General features: G+C 56.2%; 17 protein-coding genes. 15 read left to right on the top strand and 2 right to left on the bottom strand.

The annotated features are described in order from the left end of the window. Positions 1–37: 37 nt before the first annotated feature. The 4 genes from P0119_18530 (at position 38) to P0119_18515 (ending at position 6,164) form a co-directional block, all read left to right on the top strand. Positions 38–3,217, top strand: coding sequence for a PAS domain S-box protein (locus tag P0119_18530; GenBank protein MDF0668043.1), 3,180 nt, complete (start codon positions 38–40; stop codon positions 3,215–3,217). Further along, positions 3,214–4,659 (top strand): sigma-54 dependent transcriptional regulator, encoded by a 1,446-nt coding sequence (locus tag P0119_18525; GenBank protein MDF0668042.1) that lies wholly within the window; start codon positions 3,214–3,216, stop codon positions 4,657–4,659. Before P0119_18530 ends, P0119_18525 begins: the two co-directional genes overlap by 4 nt. A gap of 71 nt (positions 4,660–4,730) precedes the next feature. After that, positions 4,731–5,138: a hypothetical protein gene (locus P0119_18520; GenBank protein ID MDF0668041.1), complete on the top strand. Its 408-nt coding sequence runs from the start codon at positions 4,731–4,733 to the stop codon at positions 5,136–5,138. A 54-nt stretch (positions 5,139–5,192) separates the two neighbouring features. Further along, positions 5,193–6,164: an aldo/keto reductase gene (locus tag P0119_18515; GenBank protein ID MDF0668040.1), complete on the top strand. Its 972-nt coding sequence runs from the start codon at positions 5,193–5,195 to the stop codon at positions 6,162–6,164. A gap of 581 nt (positions 6,165–6,745) precedes the next feature. Here the strand turns inward: P0119_18515 and P0119_18510 are convergent. Next, positions 6,746–7,321, bottom strand: a complete 576-nt coding sequence (locus P0119_18510; protein ID MDF0668039.1) for a thioredoxin family protein — start codon at positions 7,319–7,321, stop codon at positions 6,746–6,748. A gap of 183 nt (positions 7,322–7,504) precedes the next feature. On the opposite strand from P0119_18510, the gene P0119_18505 reads away from it, so the two are divergent. From P0119_18505 to P0119_18475, 7 genes are all read left to right on the top strand, one after another. Further along, on the top strand, positions 7,505–8,227 hold the full coding sequence (locus P0119_18505) for an SIMPL domain-containing protein (protein MDF0668038.1): 723 nt from the start codon (positions 7,505–7,507) through the stop codon (positions 8,225–8,227). Between the two features lie 156 nt (positions 8,228–8,383). Next, positions 8,384–8,620, top strand: a complete 237-nt coding sequence (locus tag P0119_18500; GenBank protein MDF0668037.1) for a hypothetical protein — start codon at positions 8,384–8,386, stop codon at positions 8,618–8,620. Continuing rightward, positions 8,617–9,036 carry a type II toxin-antitoxin system VapC family toxin gene (locus tag P0119_18495; GenBank protein ID MDF0668036.1) on the top strand — a complete coding sequence of 140 codons (420 nt, stop codon included), beginning with the start codon at positions 8,617–8,619 and terminating at the stop codon, positions 9,034–9,036. The genes P0119_18500 and P0119_18495 overlap by 4 nt, the downstream gene beginning before the upstream one ends. Before the next feature lie 149 nt (positions 9,037–9,185). Next, positions 9,186–11,834, top strand: a complete 2,649-nt coding sequence (locus tag P0119_18490) for a DNA methyltransferase (GenBank protein MDF0668035.1) — start codon at positions 9,186–9,188, stop codon at positions 11,832–11,834. Between the two features lie 59 nt (positions 11,835–11,893). Next, the gene (locus tag P0119_18485; GenBank protein MDF0668034.1) at positions 11,894–12,118 is read left to right on the top strand and encodes a DUF2281 domain-containing protein; all 225 of its coding nucleotides are present in this window, start codon (positions 11,894–11,896) and stop codon (positions 12,116–12,118) included. 43 nt (positions 12,119–12,161) lie between these two features. Continuing rightward, complete coding sequence (locus P0119_18480; GenBank protein ID MDF0668033.1) at positions 12,162–14,549, top strand: DEAD/DEAH box helicase family protein; 2,388 nt, start codon at positions 12,162–12,164, stop codon at positions 14,547–14,549. Beyond that, complete coding sequence (locus P0119_18475) at positions 14,546–14,908, top strand: hypothetical protein (GenBank protein ID MDF0668032.1); 363 nt, start codon at positions 14,546–14,548, stop codon at positions 14,906–14,908. Before P0119_18480 ends, P0119_18475 begins: the two co-directional genes overlap by 4 nt. An 8-nt stretch (positions 14,909–14,916) precedes the next feature. On the opposite strand, the gene P0119_18470 is transcribed toward P0119_18475, so the two are convergent. Further along, positions 14,917–15,999 (bottom strand): WD40 repeat domain-containing protein, encoded by a 1,083-nt coding sequence (locus P0119_18470; GenBank protein ID MDF0668031.1) that lies wholly within the window; start codon positions 15,997–15,999, stop codon positions 14,917–14,919. 289 nt (positions 16,000–16,288) lie between these two features. On the opposite strand from P0119_18470, the gene P0119_18465 reads away from it, so the two are divergent. The 4 genes from P0119_18465 (at position 16,289) to P0119_18450 (ending at position 20,269) form a co-directional block, all read left to right on the top strand. Further along, positions 16,289–17,287: a hypothetical protein gene (locus P0119_18465; protein ID MDF0668030.1), complete on the top strand. Its 999-nt coding sequence runs from the start codon at positions 16,289–16,291 to the stop codon at positions 17,285–17,287. A 268-nt stretch (positions 17,288–17,555) separates the two neighbouring features. Further along, complete coding sequence (locus P0119_18460; protein MDF0668029.1) at positions 17,556–18,122, top strand: 4Fe-4S ferredoxin; 567 nt, start codon at positions 17,556–17,558, stop codon at positions 18,120–18,122. A gap of 158 nt (positions 18,123–18,280) precedes the next feature. Next, positions 18,281–19,252, top strand: coding sequence for a molecular chaperone TorD family protein (locus P0119_18455; protein MDF0668028.1), 972 nt, complete (start codon positions 18,281–18,283; stop codon positions 19,250–19,252). Between the two features lie 66 nt (positions 19,253–19,318). Then, a complete protein-coding gene (locus P0119_18450) occupies positions 19,319–20,269 on the top strand; it encodes an ethylbenzene dehydrogenase-related protein (GenBank protein MDF0668027.1) in 951 nt (316 codons plus the stop codon). The last annotated feature ends 128 nt before the right edge of the window (positions 20,270–20,397 follow it).

Here is a 20,397-nt window from a genome sequence, read left to right as displayed (position 1 = left end):
CGAGCAAACAGCGTTCCTACGTCTCTGTGGTCTAGCCATGACACTCTGGAGCCGTTTTCACAGCCTCCAGCAGAAGATCATCGCAGCGATCGTGATGGTCGGTCTCTTGCCGCTTACGCTCCTGCTTGCCCTCATCTATGTAGAAGAGCGACGTGCTTTGCGAGAATCGACGGGGGCGAATTTCAAAGAAGTGGCCGTCGAAGCCGCCCGTCGGATCGAGATCCACATTACGCGAGGTATGAACGAAGCCCAACAACTGGCGACGACACCCTTCCTTCGCACCGCCGTCTCAGAGGCCAACCGCACGTACGAAGGCAAAGACGCTCAAAGCATTTCAGATATCATCAAGGACTGGCAGCAGCGGTGGAGGCAGCGCGACAAACGAAGCGAATTTCCGCTCTTCGTCAACCGAATTGTGACCAACTACTTGATTCGATGGCACGAGATTCGAAAGTCGGACTATCTCGGCATTTTGATCACCGATGGACAGGGAGCCTTGGTCGTCAGCTCAATTCCCCAAGTGGAGTATTCCTATGTCAAGACCGGCTGGTGGCAGGCTGTGGTAAAAGGCGGCAGTCGGCAGCCATACGTGAGCGAAATCGCTTTCGACCCATCGTTCGGGACTCATGTGGTCGTGGTGGCTGCTCCGATCCTGGACGATCAACGTCGAACTGTGATCGGAGCCGTGACGATCCTGCTTCGACGGGATACCTTGTTCCAGTCCATCGCAGACGGCTCCTTCGGCATGACAGGACACGCTATGCTGCTCGCCTCAGACGGAGGTGTGGTGATTTGCCCGGTCCTTGCTCCCGAGGCCCATTCGATCGATACCGAATTGCTCAGTACGCTGGGGGTTATGAAACCGGCATGGGCAGTGGCCGCCGACGATTCGCACGGAAATAAGCGCGCCCTGATCGGGTTTGCACCGGTGCGGTTTGCCGATCAACTCGCGACAGGCAGTCTCGGCGGAAAACGATGGATTACCCTGGTGCGTCAGGATGCAGCGGAAACGTTCGCTCCGCTGGGCGAGCTGATGACCAAGATGTTGTTGTTCGGCTCGGTGGTGTTGATGAGCCTTGGGGGGATCGGGGTCATCGTGGCTCGCAGGATCGCGCGGCCCATTCAGCTGTTGCACGATGGAGTGCAGCAGATTGGGAGCGGTCGCTTGGAGCAGCGGGTGGAGTTGAAGACCGGCGATGAAATCGAAGGACTTGCCCAGGCCTTCAATCAGATGGCGTCCAATCTGCAACGTTCGTTCGGACAGCTGGAACAACGGATGACGGAGGTCCGGCAGTTGGAGGAAAAGTATCGAGATCTGATCGAACATGCTCCGGAAATGATCTGTCAACTCGACCGCGGCGGTCGACTGGTGCACGTCAATAAGACCGGCCTGGACAAACTCGGATATACTTCCGACGAGATGCTCGGCATGAAGCTCTGGGATTGTGTTCCCAAGGGACAGGAATTGAACGTATTGCACTTCCTGGAAGGGCTCGTGTCACACGGGCAAAGCTCGATGGAAACGGTGCTGTTGGCCAACGATGGTCGGTCGATGGATGTGGAGGTTCATGGGACGGCCCTGTTCGATCAAGAACGAGGCGGACTGATTCACTCCCGTGCGTTCGTTCGAGATGTGACCCAACGACGTCGGTTGGAGCAGGAGATACAGAGGTACACCGTTGGGTTGGAACAGGCGGTGTCGGAGCGCACCGAGCAGCTGACGGTCTCTCAATCCCGCTACAAGGCCTTGTTCGACTTCGTGGCCGATTCTGTGTTTATGGTGAGTGCAACGGGGGCTGTCGTTGCCGTCAATGAACGGGAAGTGCGGGTGCTCGGCTATGCCGAATCGAAGATCGTCGGGCAAAACTTTCTCGACATCGTACCGGATGCGTACCACCAAGCGTTCACGAGTTGGTTGTACGATGTCAGTACGGAGCAACGGCAGGTCGCCACTCAGGAAATAACTGTGTACCACGCCGATCTCGACGAGATCCCCGTGGAAATGGACCTGATCCGCGTGGGTGGGACCGAACCAGTGCTTGTGATGGTGCAGCTTCGCGATATCACCGACCGGAAGAAGCTCGAGGGCCAACTGCAATCATACCGAGAAGACCTGGAGCTGAAAGTCCGGGAGCGCACCAGAGAAATCGAAGAGACCAAGCAGTACTTAGAAAATTTGCTCGAGAACGCCAACGACGTCATTTATACACTCGATCTCGATCAACAGTTCACCTATGTCAACGGCAAGGTCAATGCATGGGGATATCGCAAGGATGATTTGATCGGTCGGCCCTATCTCTCGCTCCTTTCACGGCGTCATCGGGGGCGGCGTCTGAAGAGCACATTGGATATCGGAGCCAAGCAGGTGTACGAGGTCGAGGTTGTGACTCGGCTGGGTGAAGTGCGTACCGTCATGGTCAGTGTCTCTCCCCTTCAAGGAGCCGACGGGGAGATCCTTGGAGTGCTTGGCATCGCGCGTGACATGACGGAGACCAAGAAGCTGGAGCGACAGATTCGTCATGCGGAAAAACTGGCCTCAATCGGCCAATTGGCGGCCGGGGTGGCCCATGAGATCAACAATCCACTGGGCGGGATTCTCAATTGTCTCTACAACCTTCGAAAAGGTCCCCTCTCTCCGGCACGTCAAGAGGAATACTGGGTCTCCATGGAACATGGCGTTCGACGTGTTCAAAAGATCGTTCGGCAGTTGCTCGATTTTTCACAGCAGCACGAACCGGCATTCAGCCCGGCCGATATCAATCGAATCGTCGACCAGGTACTGGGGTTGACCACTCACCTCTTTGTACCCAATCGGATTCGCTTGGAAACCGTTCCTGGGGAGGGATTGCCGAACGTGATGGTTGATCGGCATATGATCGAACAGGTCTTGATGAACTTGATTTTGAACGCCGTGCAAGCCATGAAAAACGGTGGAGTGCTGACGATCAGAACATCCGTGGTCGAGGGCATCTGCCGGGTCGACGTGAACGATACGGGTTCGGGCATTCCTGCATCCGTCCTCCCACGAGTCTTTGATCCTTTCTTCACGACCAAAGGGGAAGGGGAGGGGACGGGGCTGGGTCTTTCGGTCAATCTCGGCATCGTGGAACGTCATGGCGGGAAAATTTTGGTCGAGAGCGAGGTCGGAAAGGGAACGACCTTCACATTGTGCCTGCCCGTGTCACGAGAACGTACCTTTGCGGAGAGGGAGGTATGAAAGGGTTGACCATTCTGCTGGTCGACGATGAGCCTTTGATGCGGCTATCCATGATGGACGCATTGGAGGCAGTCGGTTGCGATGTCCGGGCGGTACCGACCGGGACGGAAGGGATCGACGCGATCCGAGAGAACACATTTGATGTGGTGATCACCGACCTCCGGTTACCTGGTGTGGATGGCCTGACCGTGCTCCGGACGGCCAAAGACAAGGAGCCCCAGACCGAGGTCCTCATGATTACCGCACATGGATCAGTCGAAACAGCTGTTGAAGCCATGAAGCTGGGAGCATTTGATTACATCACGAAGCCATTCCAGATGGATGAAATGCTCCTGATCGTCGAGCGGGTCAGCGGCATGATCGCACTCCGTCGGGAGAATCAGGACCTCAAACATCAGCTCGAAGATAAGTTCTGTTTCAACGGCATTCTAGGGGCGAACAGTCGGATGCGCGCCGTGCTCGACAAGATCAAGCTCGTGGCTGAGACCGATTCTACCGTGCTGATCGTCGGTGAGAGCGGGACGGGTAAGGAGCTTGTCGCCAATGCGTTGCATCAGAACAGCTCGCGGAAAGGGTATCCGCTGATCAAAGTCAGCTGCGCCGCGTTACCGGAGACGTTGCTGGAAGCGGAGCTCTTCGGCCACGAGAAAGGCGCGTTTACCGGTGCCCTGCGTCAGCGCCGGGGGCGATTCGAAATGGCAAATCGAGGGACTTTGTTCCTGGACGAAATCGGCGAAATCTCGCCTGTGGTGCAGGTGAAGCTCTTGCGTGTCCTGCAGGAGCGTACGTTCGAACGTGTGGGAAGCAACGAGCCTATAGAAACGGATGTGCGGCTCGTGTGCGCCACACAGAAAGACCTGCGCAAAGAGGTGGCTCAGGGCCGGTTCCGTGAAGACCTCTTTTACCGGCTCAACGTCGTGCCGGTCGTCGTTCCACCGCTCAGGGAACGGCAAGAGGACATTATGGTGATCGCCGATCATGTCCTCGCAACATGCTCGCTGAAGCTGAACAAACAGCTGCGCGGGTTTTCCCAGCAGGCGCGTGAATTATTGCTTCGCTATTCGTACCCGGGCAATGTGCGGGAGTTAGAAAATATGGTCGAGCGGGCCGTGGCTCTCGGTCGAGACCGTGCCGCGGTTCAACCGGCCGACCTCTGTGGATTTCAAGCTTGCCCATTCCTGGGGGGCGTCCCACAGGAATCCTGTGGATTCTGTAGCGAAGGTTTGACCGGAGGGAAAAAGAAGAAGGATGCGACCCTGACATCGCTTGCTGTCGCGCGAGAGCGATTCGAGAAGGACTACATCGTCTCCGTGTTGGAACGTGTCGATGGGAGCCGCACGACCGCCTCCAGAATCTTGGGACTGTCCAGAAAAGCACTTTGGGAGAAATGCAAACGCTATGGTGTTCCGTCTGCACATAGCGACGCTGAAGATGAAAGCTGAAGGCCCGCCCGCACAGTCGTGAAGGAGGGCGTCGTGTCAAAGGATGTCACGTACTTGATGTAGGAGGAATTATGAATGTTTGGCGCCAAGTCATTCTAATCTCGTGGGGTGTCGTTCTCCTTGCGGGAGCCGTGTCTGCGGCTGAACCGGCAGAAGTGGAGAAGTTCGTCAACGCCCGAATCGAGATCGGTGAGATGATGACGAACTATTTCAAAGATGGCCAGAGTTATGGTGAGGGGCAGCGCCCATCCCAGGAGCAAATGCGACAAATGGGAGCAGACATCACTGCCAAGCTCACCGCGCTTCTCGCCAAGTACGATCTGACGCTCGATGAATATCGCAAGCGCAGCCCGGAGGTGTTTGCGGATGATGCGGCGGTCAAGCGCTACCTCAACGAGCATCCGGACCTCAAAAAACGTTATGAGGCACTGCCGCTCGATCGCATGGGGCGAGGTGGCAGTACCGGGCGAGGGTATTAGGTCCAGTGGTGGTGATCCGTTCCGAGGAAATCTCAGAGAGAAGGCTGCATACCCATGGAATACACACATCTTGGCCGGTCCGGCGTGAAAGTCAGCCGGCTCTGTCTAGGCACGATGAATTTCGGTCCGCAGACGAACGAGCAGGACAGCTTCGCGCTGATGGATCGGGCATTGGATCTCGGCATCAATTTTTTTGATACAGCGAATGTGTACGGCTGGAAGCTCGGTGAAGGATGGACCGAGCAGATCATCGGCCGTTGGTTCGCACAAGGGGGAGGCCGTCGGGATAAGGTGGTGCTGGCTACGAAGGTGTACGGTCGCATGGGCGAATGGCCGAATCAGGCGCGCCTCTCGGCCGTACACATCAAACGAGCTTGCGAGGACAGTCTCCGACGGTTGAAGACCGACTGGATAGATCTGTATCAAATGCATCATGTCGATCGGGAAACACCGTGGGACGAAATCTGGCAAGCGATGGAACAGTTAGTCAGGGAAGGTAAGGTGGTGTATGTGGGCAGCAGCAATTTCGCCGGTTGGCACTTGGCCCAGGCTCAGGAGGCCGCACATCGCCGTCACTTTTTTGGGCTGGTGTCGGAACAAAGCCTGTATAACCTCAATGAGCGTACGATTGAGCTGGAAGTCATTCCTGCCTGTGAGGCCTACGGCATCGGTCTCATCCCCTGGAGTCCCCTGGGAAGGGGCCTCTTGGGCGGAGCCCTTCTGTCCGACAACATTGGTCGGCGCGCGGACGCAGATCTGAAACAGGAGGTGATCAAGTCCCGTCCCAAATTGGAAGCGTACGAGGGCCTGTGCGCAAGGATTGGTGAAAGACCGGCTGATGTCGCACTTGCCTGGCTGCTGCACCAACGAGCCGTCACGTCGCCCATTATCGGTCCTCGCACGATGGAACAGCTGGAAGGGGCTATGAAGGCAGTGAGTCTTTCCCTGGGCAACGACATCTTGAAGCAGCTGGACGAGCTCTTTCCCGGACCTGGTGGAACTGCGCCGGAATCCTATGCCTGGTAGGTCAATTTGGGTCGGTTCTGCTTATTCCCCACCATGATCCATTCGGCTCTGGATTTGAGAAATTGGTCCCTAGATCTTTGTCACATGTGATGGAGCCATCTTTCTTCTTCTAAGCCCTTGACAGATACGAAACATCGCTCCTGACGCTGAGAGCAACCATCCACAGAAAAGGATTGAGCCTGTGGATAGCGAAGCGAATGGTGGCAATTGGCGGTGGGCGGCGGGCAACGATCACAGGATGTCAAGCAGATTTTTCTAGGTATGCGTGAAAACATACGGAAATACCACGTAGGCCACCATTACTTGTAGCCCTGCCGATATGAGGCGGATGCCTAAAAAATAGGCGATCCGATGAATAAGTACGTCATTCGCACCATCTTTCCGGTACAAATCGACTTGTCCACATGGTTATCCACAAAAGATGGGGAGTGGGAATTTTCATGCCAGATTCATAGATAATTCGTATTCCATGGGAAAATTTTTATTCGATCTCTGGAAGATCTCGTTCGCTTCCGAGGTCGAAAGCTACCAAAATAGGGACGACGAGAAGGAAAATGCGGGGAGGGAGAGCAAAATGGCTGTCAGGCGTAGGGCGGAGCATGCCCAGGCTTCCACTTGATACTACAGCCGATGCTGGGTCTCTGGGTACCGGCGATAGGTTTGCCGGTAAGGACTGCCTGAATAGCGCTGCGGAGATCACGCCCGGTCACCGGCTTATTATTGCCGGGACGACTGTCATCCAATTGACCGCGATACACCAGCCGCCTGTCACGATCGAGGAGATAGAAGTCAGGAGTACAGGCAGCTCGATAGACCTTCGCCACTTCCTGCGTCTCGTCGTGACAGAAGGGAAAGGTGAAGCCTAGCCGCTGAGCCATGTCTTTGAGCTTGGGCGGGGCATCGTCGGGATAGCCGATCGGATCATTACTGCTGATGGCGATGATACCCAAGTCTGTGTGCCGATAATCCTGCCCGATCTTGGCGAGCTCCTGCTCGACATGCACCACGTAGGGACAGTGTCTGCAGATGAACATAACCAAGAGTGCGGTCTTATCAGCAAATGATTCCAGAGAATAGGTCCGCCCGCTTACGACATCGCGCAGTGAAAAAGGCGGCGCGTCTGTTCCCAGGGGGAGCATGGAGGATGCTGTTGCCACAATGACAGCTCCTTTGATACTGGTAAGAAGAAGATGCCGTATGTCGGCTGCTTGGGTCAAGTCCCAATGGGTGGTTGTCTTGCTTGGGCATAACTGAGTGGGAAGACGCGCTGCCGTACATCTGTTGTTTGTGGGTGAGCCATGACAAGGATGAGTGCTCTCGTTAATGAAAGGAGAACAAGCATGTGGATTATCTGGCTGCTGGTGCTGCTGGGGTTTCCGGTTGGGGCGCAGGCGCATGATGAGACGAAGCCCGAGGCGTCGACCCTCACGGTCAGCGAAACCGGGACGATGACGCAGGCGCCGGATACGGCGTTCGTGACATTCGGTTTGGACAGTCCCGGTAAAGTACTCGCCGAGGCGCAGAGGCGGAACAGCGCCGCCATGAGCAACGTCATGGATCGGCTGCGGGAGTTACAGATCGACAAGGAGCGGATACAAACCTCGTCCTTTACGGTCACCCCGCAGTATCGGCCGCCGGCTAGACGTTCCGCTAATGCACCGCCTACTCCGCCGGAAATCGTCGGTTACATCGTCAGCAACATGGTGACGGTGGAAATCCGCGCCCTCGACAAGGTCGGCACGGTAATTGAGGAGGTCTTGAACGCCGGCACGAACAGCTTTCATGGGTTGCGTTGGGGGTTGCGCGATGAGCAGCTGGTACGTCTGAGCGCATTGAAGCAAGCTGCGGTCAAGGCGCGGGAGAAAGCGGCAGTGCTGAGCGAGGCGCTCCATGTGAAACTCGGGCGGGTGTTATCAGTCAGCGAAGGCGGTCATGTGGTCAGACCCACCGCTCCGATGGCGCGCATGGCCATGGATGCGGGTGCCGGCGATGTGCCGATCTCGCCCGGGGAGATTAAAGTCGAGGCAACGGTGACACTCATCTACGAAATCGCTCCGAACTGATGGGCCGCACTTCTTCGCAGGATTCGGATCATCAGTGATCGAGCAGGATATCGTGAAAATGCTATGTGCTGTATCGAACTGACCGTTGCTTCTTCCCCTCCTGCCAGCTATCATTTTGCTTGCAAGATGCTATCGAACGATCGAACGGAGGAGAGCATGGCTCAATTATTGGTGCGGGACCTCGACCCCAAACTTATCGGACGGCTGAAGAAAAAGGCTAAGGACAACCGGAGGTCGTTGCAAGGCGAGGTCAAAGTCATTTTGGAGCAGGCTGCCGAACAGATGACCATGGCTGAATTTGTGCACGAGGCGACTCAAATCCGCAAGCGTTTGAAGGGGCGTCGTTTCAGCGACAGCACCGACTTGATTCGTGAGGATCGAGACAGCCGGTGAAGATCGTTCTTGACGCCAGTATCGCGGTCAAATGGTTTGCAGACGAGATTCATGACGATGCGGCCCGCCGGTTGCTCGCCGAGCGCCATGAATTGTTGGCTCCCGAGTTGATCTATGCGGAAGTCGCGAACGCCTTTTTGAAGCGGTGGCGCCGAGGAGAAATGTCGCGGGAGTCGGTCGATAATGCCGTGGTCCAATTTGCGCGCGCGCCGCTGAAAACGGCTGCCACGGCTGGTCTGCTGGCAGCCGCATGGCAGATCGCCATGCGACACGATCGGAGCGTCTATGATGCGCTGTACGTCGCGCTCGCCGCAAGCCAGTCCTGCCCTTTAGTGACCGCCGATCGAAAACTCTTCAATGCGTTGAAGGATCACGCCGGAGTCGTCCATGTGCTGTGGGTTGAGGATTTACCGTGATGGTGGCACGTGAAGCCCGCTAAGGAGCCATGGCGGCAACACGGTTCCAGTCATACCCGGCCTGCAACGGATGCCGGTATGGATGATTTCTGCCCAGTAAAAGAGTATCCTGCCGCGCAATTTGGTTAGTGTTCCAGAGGACTAGGTGCATGGCGAAAAAGTCCAAGTCTGCGGCAAAGGCGAATCAAACCGCCCCGTACAAGCACTCGGAGGCCACAAGCCTCATGCGTCCGGAGGTCGGCACGCAGGCGCAGTTCAAGAAGAAGAAACCGCCGAAGACCTACCGCTATGATTCGTCGCTCTCGCCGGCGCTTGATTGGGACGCCAAGAATCCATCTCGGGAACAAGGCGAAGCCCTCATCAAGCAGGTGCTCGACGCCAAGAGTCTCGAAGAAGCGAAGGCTGCCGCCTCCAAACTCAAAAGTCTCAGCAAGCCATTCCTGAACTGGGCGGGTAAGGCCGAGCGGCTGTCGTTCGACGTGCCGACCTTGCCGCTCTTCATTCACGAGCGGCTTTCGACCAAAGCCATCATCGAAACGCTCGCCGGGCACAAGACCGACAAGCAAGAAGACATGTTCGCCCTCTTCGGCGATCCGCAACATTCGATCACCGATCAGGTGCTGAAAGCCTACGAGTATCAGGACAATTGGACCAACCGGATGGTCCTGGGCGATTCGCTCGTCGTGATGAATTCGCTGCTGCACTACGAAGGCTTGGGCGGTCAGGTGCAGATGATCTACATGGACCCGCCCTACGGCGTGAAGTTCGGTAGCAACTTCCAGCCCTTCGTCAGGAAGCGGGATGTCTCCCACAACGACGACGAGGACATGACCCGCGAGCCAGAAATGGTCCAGGCCTATCGGGATACGTGGGAGCTCGGGCTGCACTCCTACTTGACCTATCTGCGAGATCGGCTTTTGCTCGCGCGTGATCTCCTCACGCCTAGCGGCAGCATCTTCGTTCAGATCAGCGATGAAAATCTCCATCACGTGCGGGAAGTGATGGATGAAGTGTTTGGGGCGGAGGATTTTGTTGCTGTAATCTGTTTCGTGAAGGCCACGGCTCAGACGACAGAGCTTATTTCTTCTGCAGCGGACTATCTTCTTTGGTATGCAAAGGAAAGGTCTCGCACGAAGTACAGCCAAGTATATTTGACGAAACAGTTGGATTCAGATGGTGCTAGCAACTATTCCTGCATTGAATCGCCAGACGGAAACCAATGGCGCCGGCTAAACAAGAAAGAAAGAGAACAAACAGAATTAATTCCAAGAGGCTGGAAAGTCTTTAGTATGGGTGACCTTACGTCTCAAAGGCCACCTGGCAGTTTTCCATTTTCGTTTCAAGGACAGGTCTTTACTCCGGGAAAGAACTATTGGAAAACTTCTGAGGGTGGCTTAAGACGACTCGGAGACGAAAGACGGTTGATTGTTCAGAATGGCCGAATCTACTACAAGCGTTATCTCGAGGATTTTCCTTGTTATCCGCTAACTACGACATGGGCGGATACAGCAAGCAGTTTTGCTGAACGGACATATGTCGTACAAACTACTTTGAAAGTTGTTCAACGCTGTCTCCTCATGACCACCGACCCAGGCGATCTGGTCCTCGATCCAACCTGCGGTAGCGGTACGACGGCCTATGTTGCGGAGCAATGGGGCCGCCGTTGGATTACATGCGACACGAGTCGCGTACCGCTGGCGCTCGCGCGGCAACGACTCCTGACTGCCACCTTTCCTTGGTATGAGCTGAAAGATAATAATCGTGGACCTGCCGGAGGCTTCACCTACAAACGCAAGCAGAATAAGAAGGGAGAAGAAGTCGGCGGCATTGTCCCACATATCACGCTTAAGTCCATCGTCAATAATGAGCCACCAGCCGAAGAAATGTTGGTGGACCGGCCCGAAGTCGAGAACGGCATTACCCGTGTGACCGGCCCCTTCTGCGTTGAAGCGACCATCCCCATGCCGGTGGACTGGGAGGGTGATGGGGTCGAGGATTCCGGAGCGGTTTCCGTTGAAGCCTATGGCTCCTTCGTGGACCGCATGTTGGAAGTGCTCCGCAAGAGCCCGGTGCTCCGGTTGGAAGGCAACAAAACTGTTATGTTGAAGAACATCCGTCCGCCAGCCAAGACGCTCTCTCTTTCTGCTGAAGCGTTAGTTTCAAATGGCCAGGACAAGCCAGTCGCCTTCGTGTTCGGCCCGGAGAACGGCGCAGTCAGCGAAAAGCTCGTCTATGAAGCGGCTAAGGAAGCCAACGGCAAGAGCTACACACATCTCTATGTGGTCGGTTTCGCCATTCAACCCAACGCGCGGACGCTGGTGGAGAAATGCGCAGAGGTCATGGGCGTGCCCGCCACCTATGTGCAAGCCACGCCGGATTTGATGATGGGTGACCTGCTCAAGAACATGCGGTCGAGCCAGATCTTCAGCGTGTGTGGGCAACCGGAAATTAAGGTGAGTCGCAACAAGGAGAAGCAGTATCAGGTCGAGCTGCTCGGCTTGGACGTGTTTGATCCCATCACGATGGAGGTGACGCATCGCAGCGGCGCCGATGTGCCGGCCTGGTTTCTGGATACGGATTACAATGACCTCTGTTTCCACGTCTCGCAAGCCTTCTTCCCCCGCACCAGTGCCTGGGATAATCTCAAGAAGGCGCTCAAGGGTGAGTATGAAGAGAGCGTGTGGGATCATTTGTCCGGCACGACGAGCGCACCGTTTGAGACGGGTGAGCATAGGCAGATCGCCGTCAAAGTGATCGACGACCGGGGGAACGAATTGCTGGTGGTGAGGAAGCTGTAGGCGTAGAGTGTTAGCACACAAAGTCCTCGACCGATCTGTCATTGTATAGGAGGTGAGCGATGAAGACGTTAGAAGAACTCGTGCGAGAGCTTCCTCCTGACATGCAGGAAGAGGTGCGAGAGTTTGCGCAATATCTGTTGGAGAAACGCACCAAGGGCAAGAGGAAGTTTTTGGCACAGACCTGGGCCGGTGGACTGAAAGAATTCCGCGACCAATACACCTCGCTGGAGCTTCAGAAGAAAGCGCTCGAATGGCGGGGAGACGATGTATCTCGTGGACACTAACCTCATCCTGGAAGTCTTGCTCCGACAAGCCTAACGGCATCAGATGAGCGGTTACGAAGTTCCCGAACCCATTCTCAATTCTCCGTTCGACGAACCCTCTGAACATTGGCATATCGTGGAAGGCGAACAGCCGGAGCGGCGGCCTGGCCGACGTCCGGCGATGTATTTCTATCGCGACCCAAAAGCCAAGCCGGAAACAGAAGCGGGGCGTGTCGTCGGCACCGCCATCGAGCTGAAGCTCGTCAACCGTATTCGTGAACAGGTGAAGAAGTGGCGGCTGGAGGGTTATCCAGGCGTAACCAGAACGACTCTGGAATTGCTGCACTGGTGGCGGCGGGACGGACGGGCACAGCGGCTCTTCTTTGCACAGCTCGATGCCGTGGAGACGATCATTTTTCTCACGGAGGCGAGAGCCGACTATCGGCAGGGCATCGAGGTCCCTCAAGAAGAAATCAGCGAGGACAAACGGAACGATGGCTACGCTGGATTCCGTCGCTATGCCTCAAAAATGGCAACCGGTTCCGGCAAGACCACGGTGATGGGGATGTTGGCGGTCTGGAGCATCCTCAACAAGGTGAACGACCGAAGCGATGCTCGATTCTCCGACGTCGTGCTGATCGTCTGCCCGAATGTGACGATCAAGAACCGGCTCCGAGAGCTGGACCCTGAAGGTGGCGAAGCCAGCCTCTATCGTTTGCGCGATCTGGTTCCGTCACACTTGATGCCATCGCTGACGCAGGGGCGAGTCCTCGTCACCAACTGGCATGTCTTCGAGCCACAGTCGATGCAAACCGGTGGGGTTGGCGCGCGGGTGAACAAGGCCGGGGTCGAAGTCCGCACGAAAGAAACCATTACGATCAGTTCGAAGACGACGACGGCGCGTGGGACGCGATATCTGACGCTGGAAGATTTCGAACGACAGGTAGCTGCCGGGTTATTGACGGTGCTTGACGAGGAGCGGGAGAAAGACGGCACATTGGAGAAAGTCAGTGTCGAATCACGACGCTATGTCGAGAGCGACAGGGCACTGGTCAATCGCATTCTTGGGCGCGAAGTGGGCGGCAAACAGAACATTCTCGTGATGAACGATGAGGCGCACCATGCCTATCGGATCGTGCGTGCGGAGCGAGAGGAGGATGAAGAAGACCTCTTCGGTGAGGATGAAGAGGCCGAAGACTTCTTCAAGGAAGCGACGGTCTGGGTTGACGGGCTGGATCGCATTCAAAAACTGCGCGGCATCAATTTCTGTCTGGATCTTTCAGCTACTCCCTATTTTCTCGGTCGCGTCGGTCAGGATACGAACCGGCCCTTCCCATGGGTCGTCAGCGACTTCGGGCTGATCGATGCGATTGAATCCGGCTTGGTGAAAATTCCTCAGCTTGCGGTGCGGGATACGACCGGCAAGGATATTCCCGGCTATTTCAATATCTGGCACTGGATTTTGCCCCAGCTCACTCCGGCCGAACGAGGAGGGAAGAAGGCCAACCCCAAGCCCGAAGCGATTTTGAAGTATGCCCATCATCCCATCGCGATGCTGGGCGCGCTATGGGAAAGAGAGCGTGAGGATTGGGTGAGAGATCGAGACGATCCCCGGCCTCCGGTCTTCATCCTGGTCTGCAAGAACACGCAGATCGCCAAGGTGCTGTACGAATGGCTGGCGGAAGACAAGGCACCGACCGGCATTCCGCCTGTGAAACTCGAAGGGTTCAGAAACAACGGTAGACAGAACACGATCCGGGTGGATTCCAAGGTCGTCCATGAGTCGGATTCTGGTGAAGCGAAGAACGACGAAGTCCGCTGGATGCGGTTCACGTTGGATACGGTCGGAAAGACTGCTTGGCCGACGGATCGGGTGGGCCGGCCGATCTACCTGGATGGCTTCAAGGAATTGGCCGACAAACTTGAGAGGCCTGAGCATCCGCCAGGCCGAGACGTGCGTTGTATCGTCAGCGTCGCCATGCTGACCGAAGGATGGGATTGCAACACCGTGACCCACATCATCGGGCTTCGGCCCTTCATGTCGCAGTTGCTCTGCGAGCAGGTGGTGGGGCGAGGCCTGCGGCGAGCCAATTATGAAGTGGGACCAGATGGCAAGCTCACTGAAGAAGTGGCCAAGGTGTTCGGTGTGCCGTTTGAGGTGATCCCGTTTAAAGCGAATCCTCAGGGGCAGCCGCAACCTCGCGTGAAGCGATACCATGTCCATGCCATCCCTGCGAAAGCCCAATTCGAGATCAGGTTTCCCCGCGTCGAAGGCTACACTCAAGCGATTCGCAATAAGGTGACCGTTGGGTGGTTGAACGATTGCTGGAAGCGATCCGTCCCGACACCTCACAGGGGGAAGCGCCGGAGGTGCCTCGCTATGAAGCCACACGCGGGCCAGGCTCAACGGCGGATGTCGATTTCTGGACAAGTCGCAAAGTGCGGGAGGTGAACAAGTCACACCTCAACTATGTCGTCGCGGATACCAAACAATGGGAGCAGTCCGCCGCATATTATCTGGACAAGAGCAAAGTAGTCGAGGCCTTCGTCAAGAATTCAGGGCTCGGATTTGCGATTCCATATTTACATAACGGTCAGATGCACGACTATGTGCCGGACTTTCTCGTTCGTATGAAAACTGAACCCACGAGCTGTCTGATCTTGGAAACGAAAGGGTACGACCCGCTGGAGGACGTGAAACGCGCGGCGGCTGAACGATGGGTTGCGGCGGTGAATGCAGACGGAACCTATGGGGAGTGGCGGTATGCAGTTGCCAAGAAAGTGTCGGATGTTCCTGGCTTGCTACAGTAGTGGTGTTCTTACTCTTCCGTCTTCTCTCCTCCTTCCCACAGCTTGACCGTCCGGTCCCAGGAGGCGCTGGCGAGGCGCTTGCCGTCGGGGGAGAAGGTGATGCAGCGTACTCCTCCGCTATGGCCTTTCACGGTCCGGAAGTTTCGTCCTGTGGCCAAGTCCCAAAACTTGATAGTCTGATCGTCGCTCCCGCTGACGAGCACTTTTCCGTCGGGGGACACAGCGAGACAGCGGACCCAGTCCTTGTGGCCGGTGAGGATTTTCTTCTCGACAAGGGTCGGCATCTCGAAGAGCTTGATGGTGGTGTCTCGGCTGCCGGTAATCAGGAGCTTGGCATCCGGGGTGAAGGTCATGGCGCCGATCCAATAGTCCATCGGTTTTTGGAATATGCTGTCGTCCGTCGCGACGAAGTAGCCGCGGGTTTCAGTGGTATCCTCCTCGTCCTGCCGCCAATGGCCATCGTGCAGCACCTTCTCCTCGCCGCTCGGGAGCACCTCCCAAACCTTGAGCTTCCCGATATCGGTCCCGCTGGCGAGATGAACGCCGTCCGGTGAAAACGCCACGCAAACCGACCAGTGATGGTCGTACTCGTCTTTTCCGAGCAGGGTCATCAACTCGGTCCCGGTGGTAATCTCCCAGATCTTGATGTCTTTGTTGTGACTGCCTCGCGCGAGCATGAGGCCGTCCGGCGAAAGCGAGAGACAGCAGACATTATGATCGTAGCGTGTGAACAGGAGCTTCATCGGCTCGCCGGTCTTGCCGTTCCATAACCGGATCGTGCGGTCTTCGCTACCGGTGGCGAGGACCTGTCCGTCCGGAGTGAAGACGATGGCGCGAATATCTTGGGTATGACCGCGAAGCGAGCGCAGTAGCCGACCGGTTTCGATGTCCCACATGCGCACGAGGCGTTCGGCGCCGCCGCTGGCGAGTGTTGTCCCATCGGGAGAAAAGGCGACCGCCCAGACTCCGTGCGAATGACCACGGAACGTTTTCACTTCTCGGCAGTCGGTCGTCCAGTACCCTAAGAAATCGACGGAAGGTACAGGCGCAGCCGCCGTCTCAGAGGAGTTGTTCACGAGCGAAGTGGTCATTGTGCGTTCCATCATTGGTAAGGTACTTTCCTTGGTCGCCCGGTCCTTGATTGGGCAACAGCCGGGCCAGTATAATTCCGCTGGTCGTTCGGATCGTAAGAGATGCCTCACAGCCAAGTCAACCCTTCGACCGCCCCATCTGTGGGAGGGAAGATGCGCAGGGTTGACGGTGAGGGTGTGCTCACGGCATCATCGAAGCGCCAAGCCAGGCTCTGATAAACGATGTCGTCGATCGGTCATCATACAGGTTGTCTCACAGTGGTATTCTCAAGCCGCTAAGGGTTCGTCCATGGAAATCAGATTCCAACCGGCTTTGCTCCAGGAAGTGATCGACTCGTTCGTTGAGAAGACGGAACGGGAAGGCGATCCTACGTACTACAAGGAATTCCATGAGCATGCCGACCCGATTTATGAGAAGTTCATTCTCGAAGACCGAGAGGGGGAGTTCAAGAAGCTCTATCAATATCTCTTCGGTATCTGGGGGTTTTCAGATATTGTGCGAGACTCGTTTCACGAGTATCCGCTGTTACGGGAGAAGGTCGGAATCGTCCTGGTCAAGGGTGTGCTGAAGGAGGATCAGGAAGGCGTCGATATCCTCAGGAAATGGGGGGCTGTTGAGAAAGGTTTGGCCCAGGAGTTTGAGGCGAAGGGGATGAAGGGCGTGGGGATCAAGCTGATTCCCCGTCGATTTTACGACCCGGCGCTGACGCGCTATTGTCGCCATGAGCTCATGCACATCTCCGATATGATCGATCCACAGTTCGGTTACGATCCTGATACCAAGGTGGGGCTGAATCCCGGCGAAGAGACGTTGATCTTACAGCGCTATCGTGTGCTCTGGAGTTTGAGCGTGGATAGCCGGCTGGTCACGGCCGGCAAGGAACCCATGCTGAGCAAGGAGGATCGATTCAAGGAATTCCGATCGTGGTACCGAAAGATTCCACCGCCTCAGCTGAAGTCGGTGTTTGAGGGACTCTGGCAGGCTTCGTATTTCACTCACGCCGAGCTGATTGAGATGGCCGGTGACACGCTCCGTGTGATGGATCGGGCTGTGGATGTGGAAGGCGGCGAGGTCCCGGAGACTGAAAATAAGATCATGCTCATGCCGGGCTTCCCTTGCCCGCTCTGTCGGTTTCCCACCTATTCGTGGGTCGAAGATATGGGAACGAAACTGGAGCCGTATGTGCTCGACTTCATCCGTGAGAATCATCCAGGATGGGACGTGGAGTTCGGAGCCTGTGATCGCTGTGTTGAGGTGTATCAGTTGCGTGCCGATGGCGTCATGTAGATGAGGAGGGTGAAAAAGACCGCCGGCTGTGTTCTCGGCTCCCAAGAATCTTCAACGTACCGAACTCGGGAAAGATGCCGCTTCGGCCGCTCGGGACGGGCGAGTGAGATCGGGAAATGAGCTGCTCCGGCAGCTCGGGGCGGGCGGGTGAGAAAAGTGCGCCTGCGGTCCTTGCAGCGCCCGTAGCCTTGCCGAACGACCTTTTTGACCCTCCTCCAAGGAATCCACATCAGTGGCAACCAACCCTTCATATGGCCGGCGAGATTTCTTGAAGGATTCCGTCTTCTCGACCGTCAGAGCCGCGCGCGAACTCGTCAAAGAGGCAGATGGTCTTCAAGCGGAGCCGCCTTCCGCGCCGACGCGTATTGACTGGCTGCGTCCCCCTGGTGCGGTGGGAGAACAACTGTTCCTTGAACGTTGTACAAAGTGCAAGGATTGCGTCACGGCCTGTTCACCCGGCGCGATCGTCGCACATCCGCAGGACGGCACTCCCGTTCTTTTTGCCGATCAATCCCCCTGTCTCCTCTGCGAAGACCTCCCCTGCATCGCAGCATGTGGGACGGACGCGCTCGTGCCCGTCATGGGGATCACTCAAGTCCACATGGGCATCGCCGCGATTTCACACCGATTCTGTACGGCTGGTCAGGGATGTCATGCGTGCGTGTCGAAGTGTCCAACAGACGCCCTTGTGATGGATGTTGCGTCGTTGCATCTTTCCGTGGTGACGGAATCCTGTGTCGGGTGTGGAATGTGTGAGATGATCTGCAAGACCGTCAATGACCATGTTGCGATCCGTGTGATACCGTCAAGGCATTTGGCAAGGATCGATGCGTGATGACGTCACTCCGGAGAGATCGCTCAGCAGAAGATCTCAATTCACAACATCGAACCAATTCGCTCTTGACTTCATACCGCCCTTATTCATATACATACATGGCTCTGTTGCCTAACCTTAGGGGGTAAGGTGAACGAGGCGGCGAGGAGATAATTGCTATGACGAGTCAACAGCCGATGCAAAGCGTATCTGCATCAGCAACCGGCATACTACCGACCTCTTCCACCATCAAGGACTCTCCTGCCGTCGAACGCGCGCTTAGTCGCAGTAAAATCTACTTGCTGATCTCCTGGAGCCTGCTGTACCCCGAGGATGAGGAATTTCTCGATTATCTCCGGTGCGGCGAGTTCGTGGAGGATGGTCGGGCGGCTCTCGATGCATTGGAGGTCGCCCTCGGACCTGACGGCAGCGGGCTGGCGAAGGAAAAGTTGAGTCCGCTCAAGCAACAGTTTGTCCGGGTGGAGAGCCTGATCGCGTCCGAATGTGTGAACTGGCACTTGAGCGATCTACAGTCGGAACATCGTCGCGTCTTCAGTAACGTGATTACGCTCGATTGCCCTCCCTATGAAACTCTGTTCGGGAACGACCATGTGTTTGCGCAATCCCACGTGATGGGCGACATCTCCGGCTTCTACAAAGCCTTCGGAGTCGAATTGTCGAAAGACATTCATGAGCGCCTCGACCACCTCAGCGTGGAATTCGAATTCATGCACTTCCTCGCCTACAAGGAATCCTACTCGCTCTGCCACGATGGGCCGGAGAAGACGCAAATCGTTGTCGATGCGCAGAAGAAGTTCGTGAAGAATCATGTCGGCCGATGGGTGCCGCTGTTCTGTCGTATGCTGACCAAGAAAGCGGACTCCGGTCTCTTCAAATTAGTCGCCGATCTGACCGCTGATTGGATGGAGTTTGAGACGGCCTTCTTGGGCGTGACCCCTCAGCCCTATACGGAAACCGACTATCGTCCGGCGACGTTCAGCTCTCCCGAAGGCCAGACTTACGAATGCGGCGCGCAAGATCAGGGGAACGAATTGACCATGTTGTTGAACGAAGTCGGTGCCCAGTCGTTTATGGATGTGAAAGAGAAAGACAAGGAGAATGAAGAAGGGCATCCATCCGGAACGGCATGAATCGACTTGATAACGGTTTTAGCACAAACAGAGTCCTTATAATAATTCAGAGAAGGGAGTAGCACTATGAGGATAGCGCAGACGACCAACAAGAAATTGGTGTTTGCCATTCTTCTCTCCGCTGTCACCGTCGGCCTGATGCTGACGTTGGGGCGGGTACCGCTGGCCGTCAGTCAACCGGTCACGATACCGGCCAAGACGATCAAGGGCCCGATCCCCATGGACGGCGCCAATCCCATTTGGGAAAGTGTCCCGGGCGTCGTCATTCCGTTGAGTGGTCAGCTCATCACGACACCGATGCATCCGAATATCTCGGTGAAGTCGGTGTTCGTCAAGGCCATGACCAACGGCAAGGACATTGGGTTGCGGATGGAGTGGAGTGATCAAACGAAGAATGACACGGCGATCGGGCCGCAAGACTTTCGAGACCAGGCTGCCGTGATGTTTCCGGTGAACACCGCCGGCGCTCCGCCGTTCCAGTGCATGGGACAGTCCGGGGGGACGACCAATATCTGGCGGTGGAATGCCGAATGGCAGAAGGATCTCGGCAAGGACAGCGCGGGAATCTGGGATGTGGACGATCAGTATCCAGGTATCTTCTGGGATTATTATTTTGAAGAGCCGGCAGGCGGTGTCACCTATCCGGATCGCATCGGTCGAAGCCTAGGGCCATTCAATCCCGGCATCTGGTCCGGGAACATCATGTCTGATCCGACACTTCGTGTGAGTTCAGTGGAAGATCTGAATGCGAACGGGTTCAGCACCCTCACGACGCAAGCGCACCAGAATGTCATCGGAAATGGGGTCTGGGAGCCGGCTGGGTCCGTCAAAGGCGGAGGCTATACCGGTCCGACATGGCGGATCGTCGTGAAGCGGACTTTGGAAAGCGGCGATGCGAACGATGTGCAATTCAAGGCAGGAATGTCGGTGCCCATCGCCTTCGCAGTGTGGGACGGTGCCAATGTCGAGCGGAACGGCATGAAGTCGCTTTCGACCTGGTTCACGTTGAAACTGTAGCGAGCGACATTCGAGCTGATCGCAACAACGGCTACGTTGCGTCATTCTAAAGAGGCCTCGAATCGAAATCCCGGTAAATGAGGGAGCGATTTGAGGCCTTTTTATCTGAAAGGTTCAGCACTCGCCTA

This window comes from Nitrospira sp. (assembly GCA_029194665.1).
Lineage (GTDB): Bacteria > Nitrospirota > Nitrospiria > Nitrospirales > Nitrospiraceae > Nitrospira_D.
This window is presented reverse-complemented; position numbering and strand designations above follow the sequence as displayed.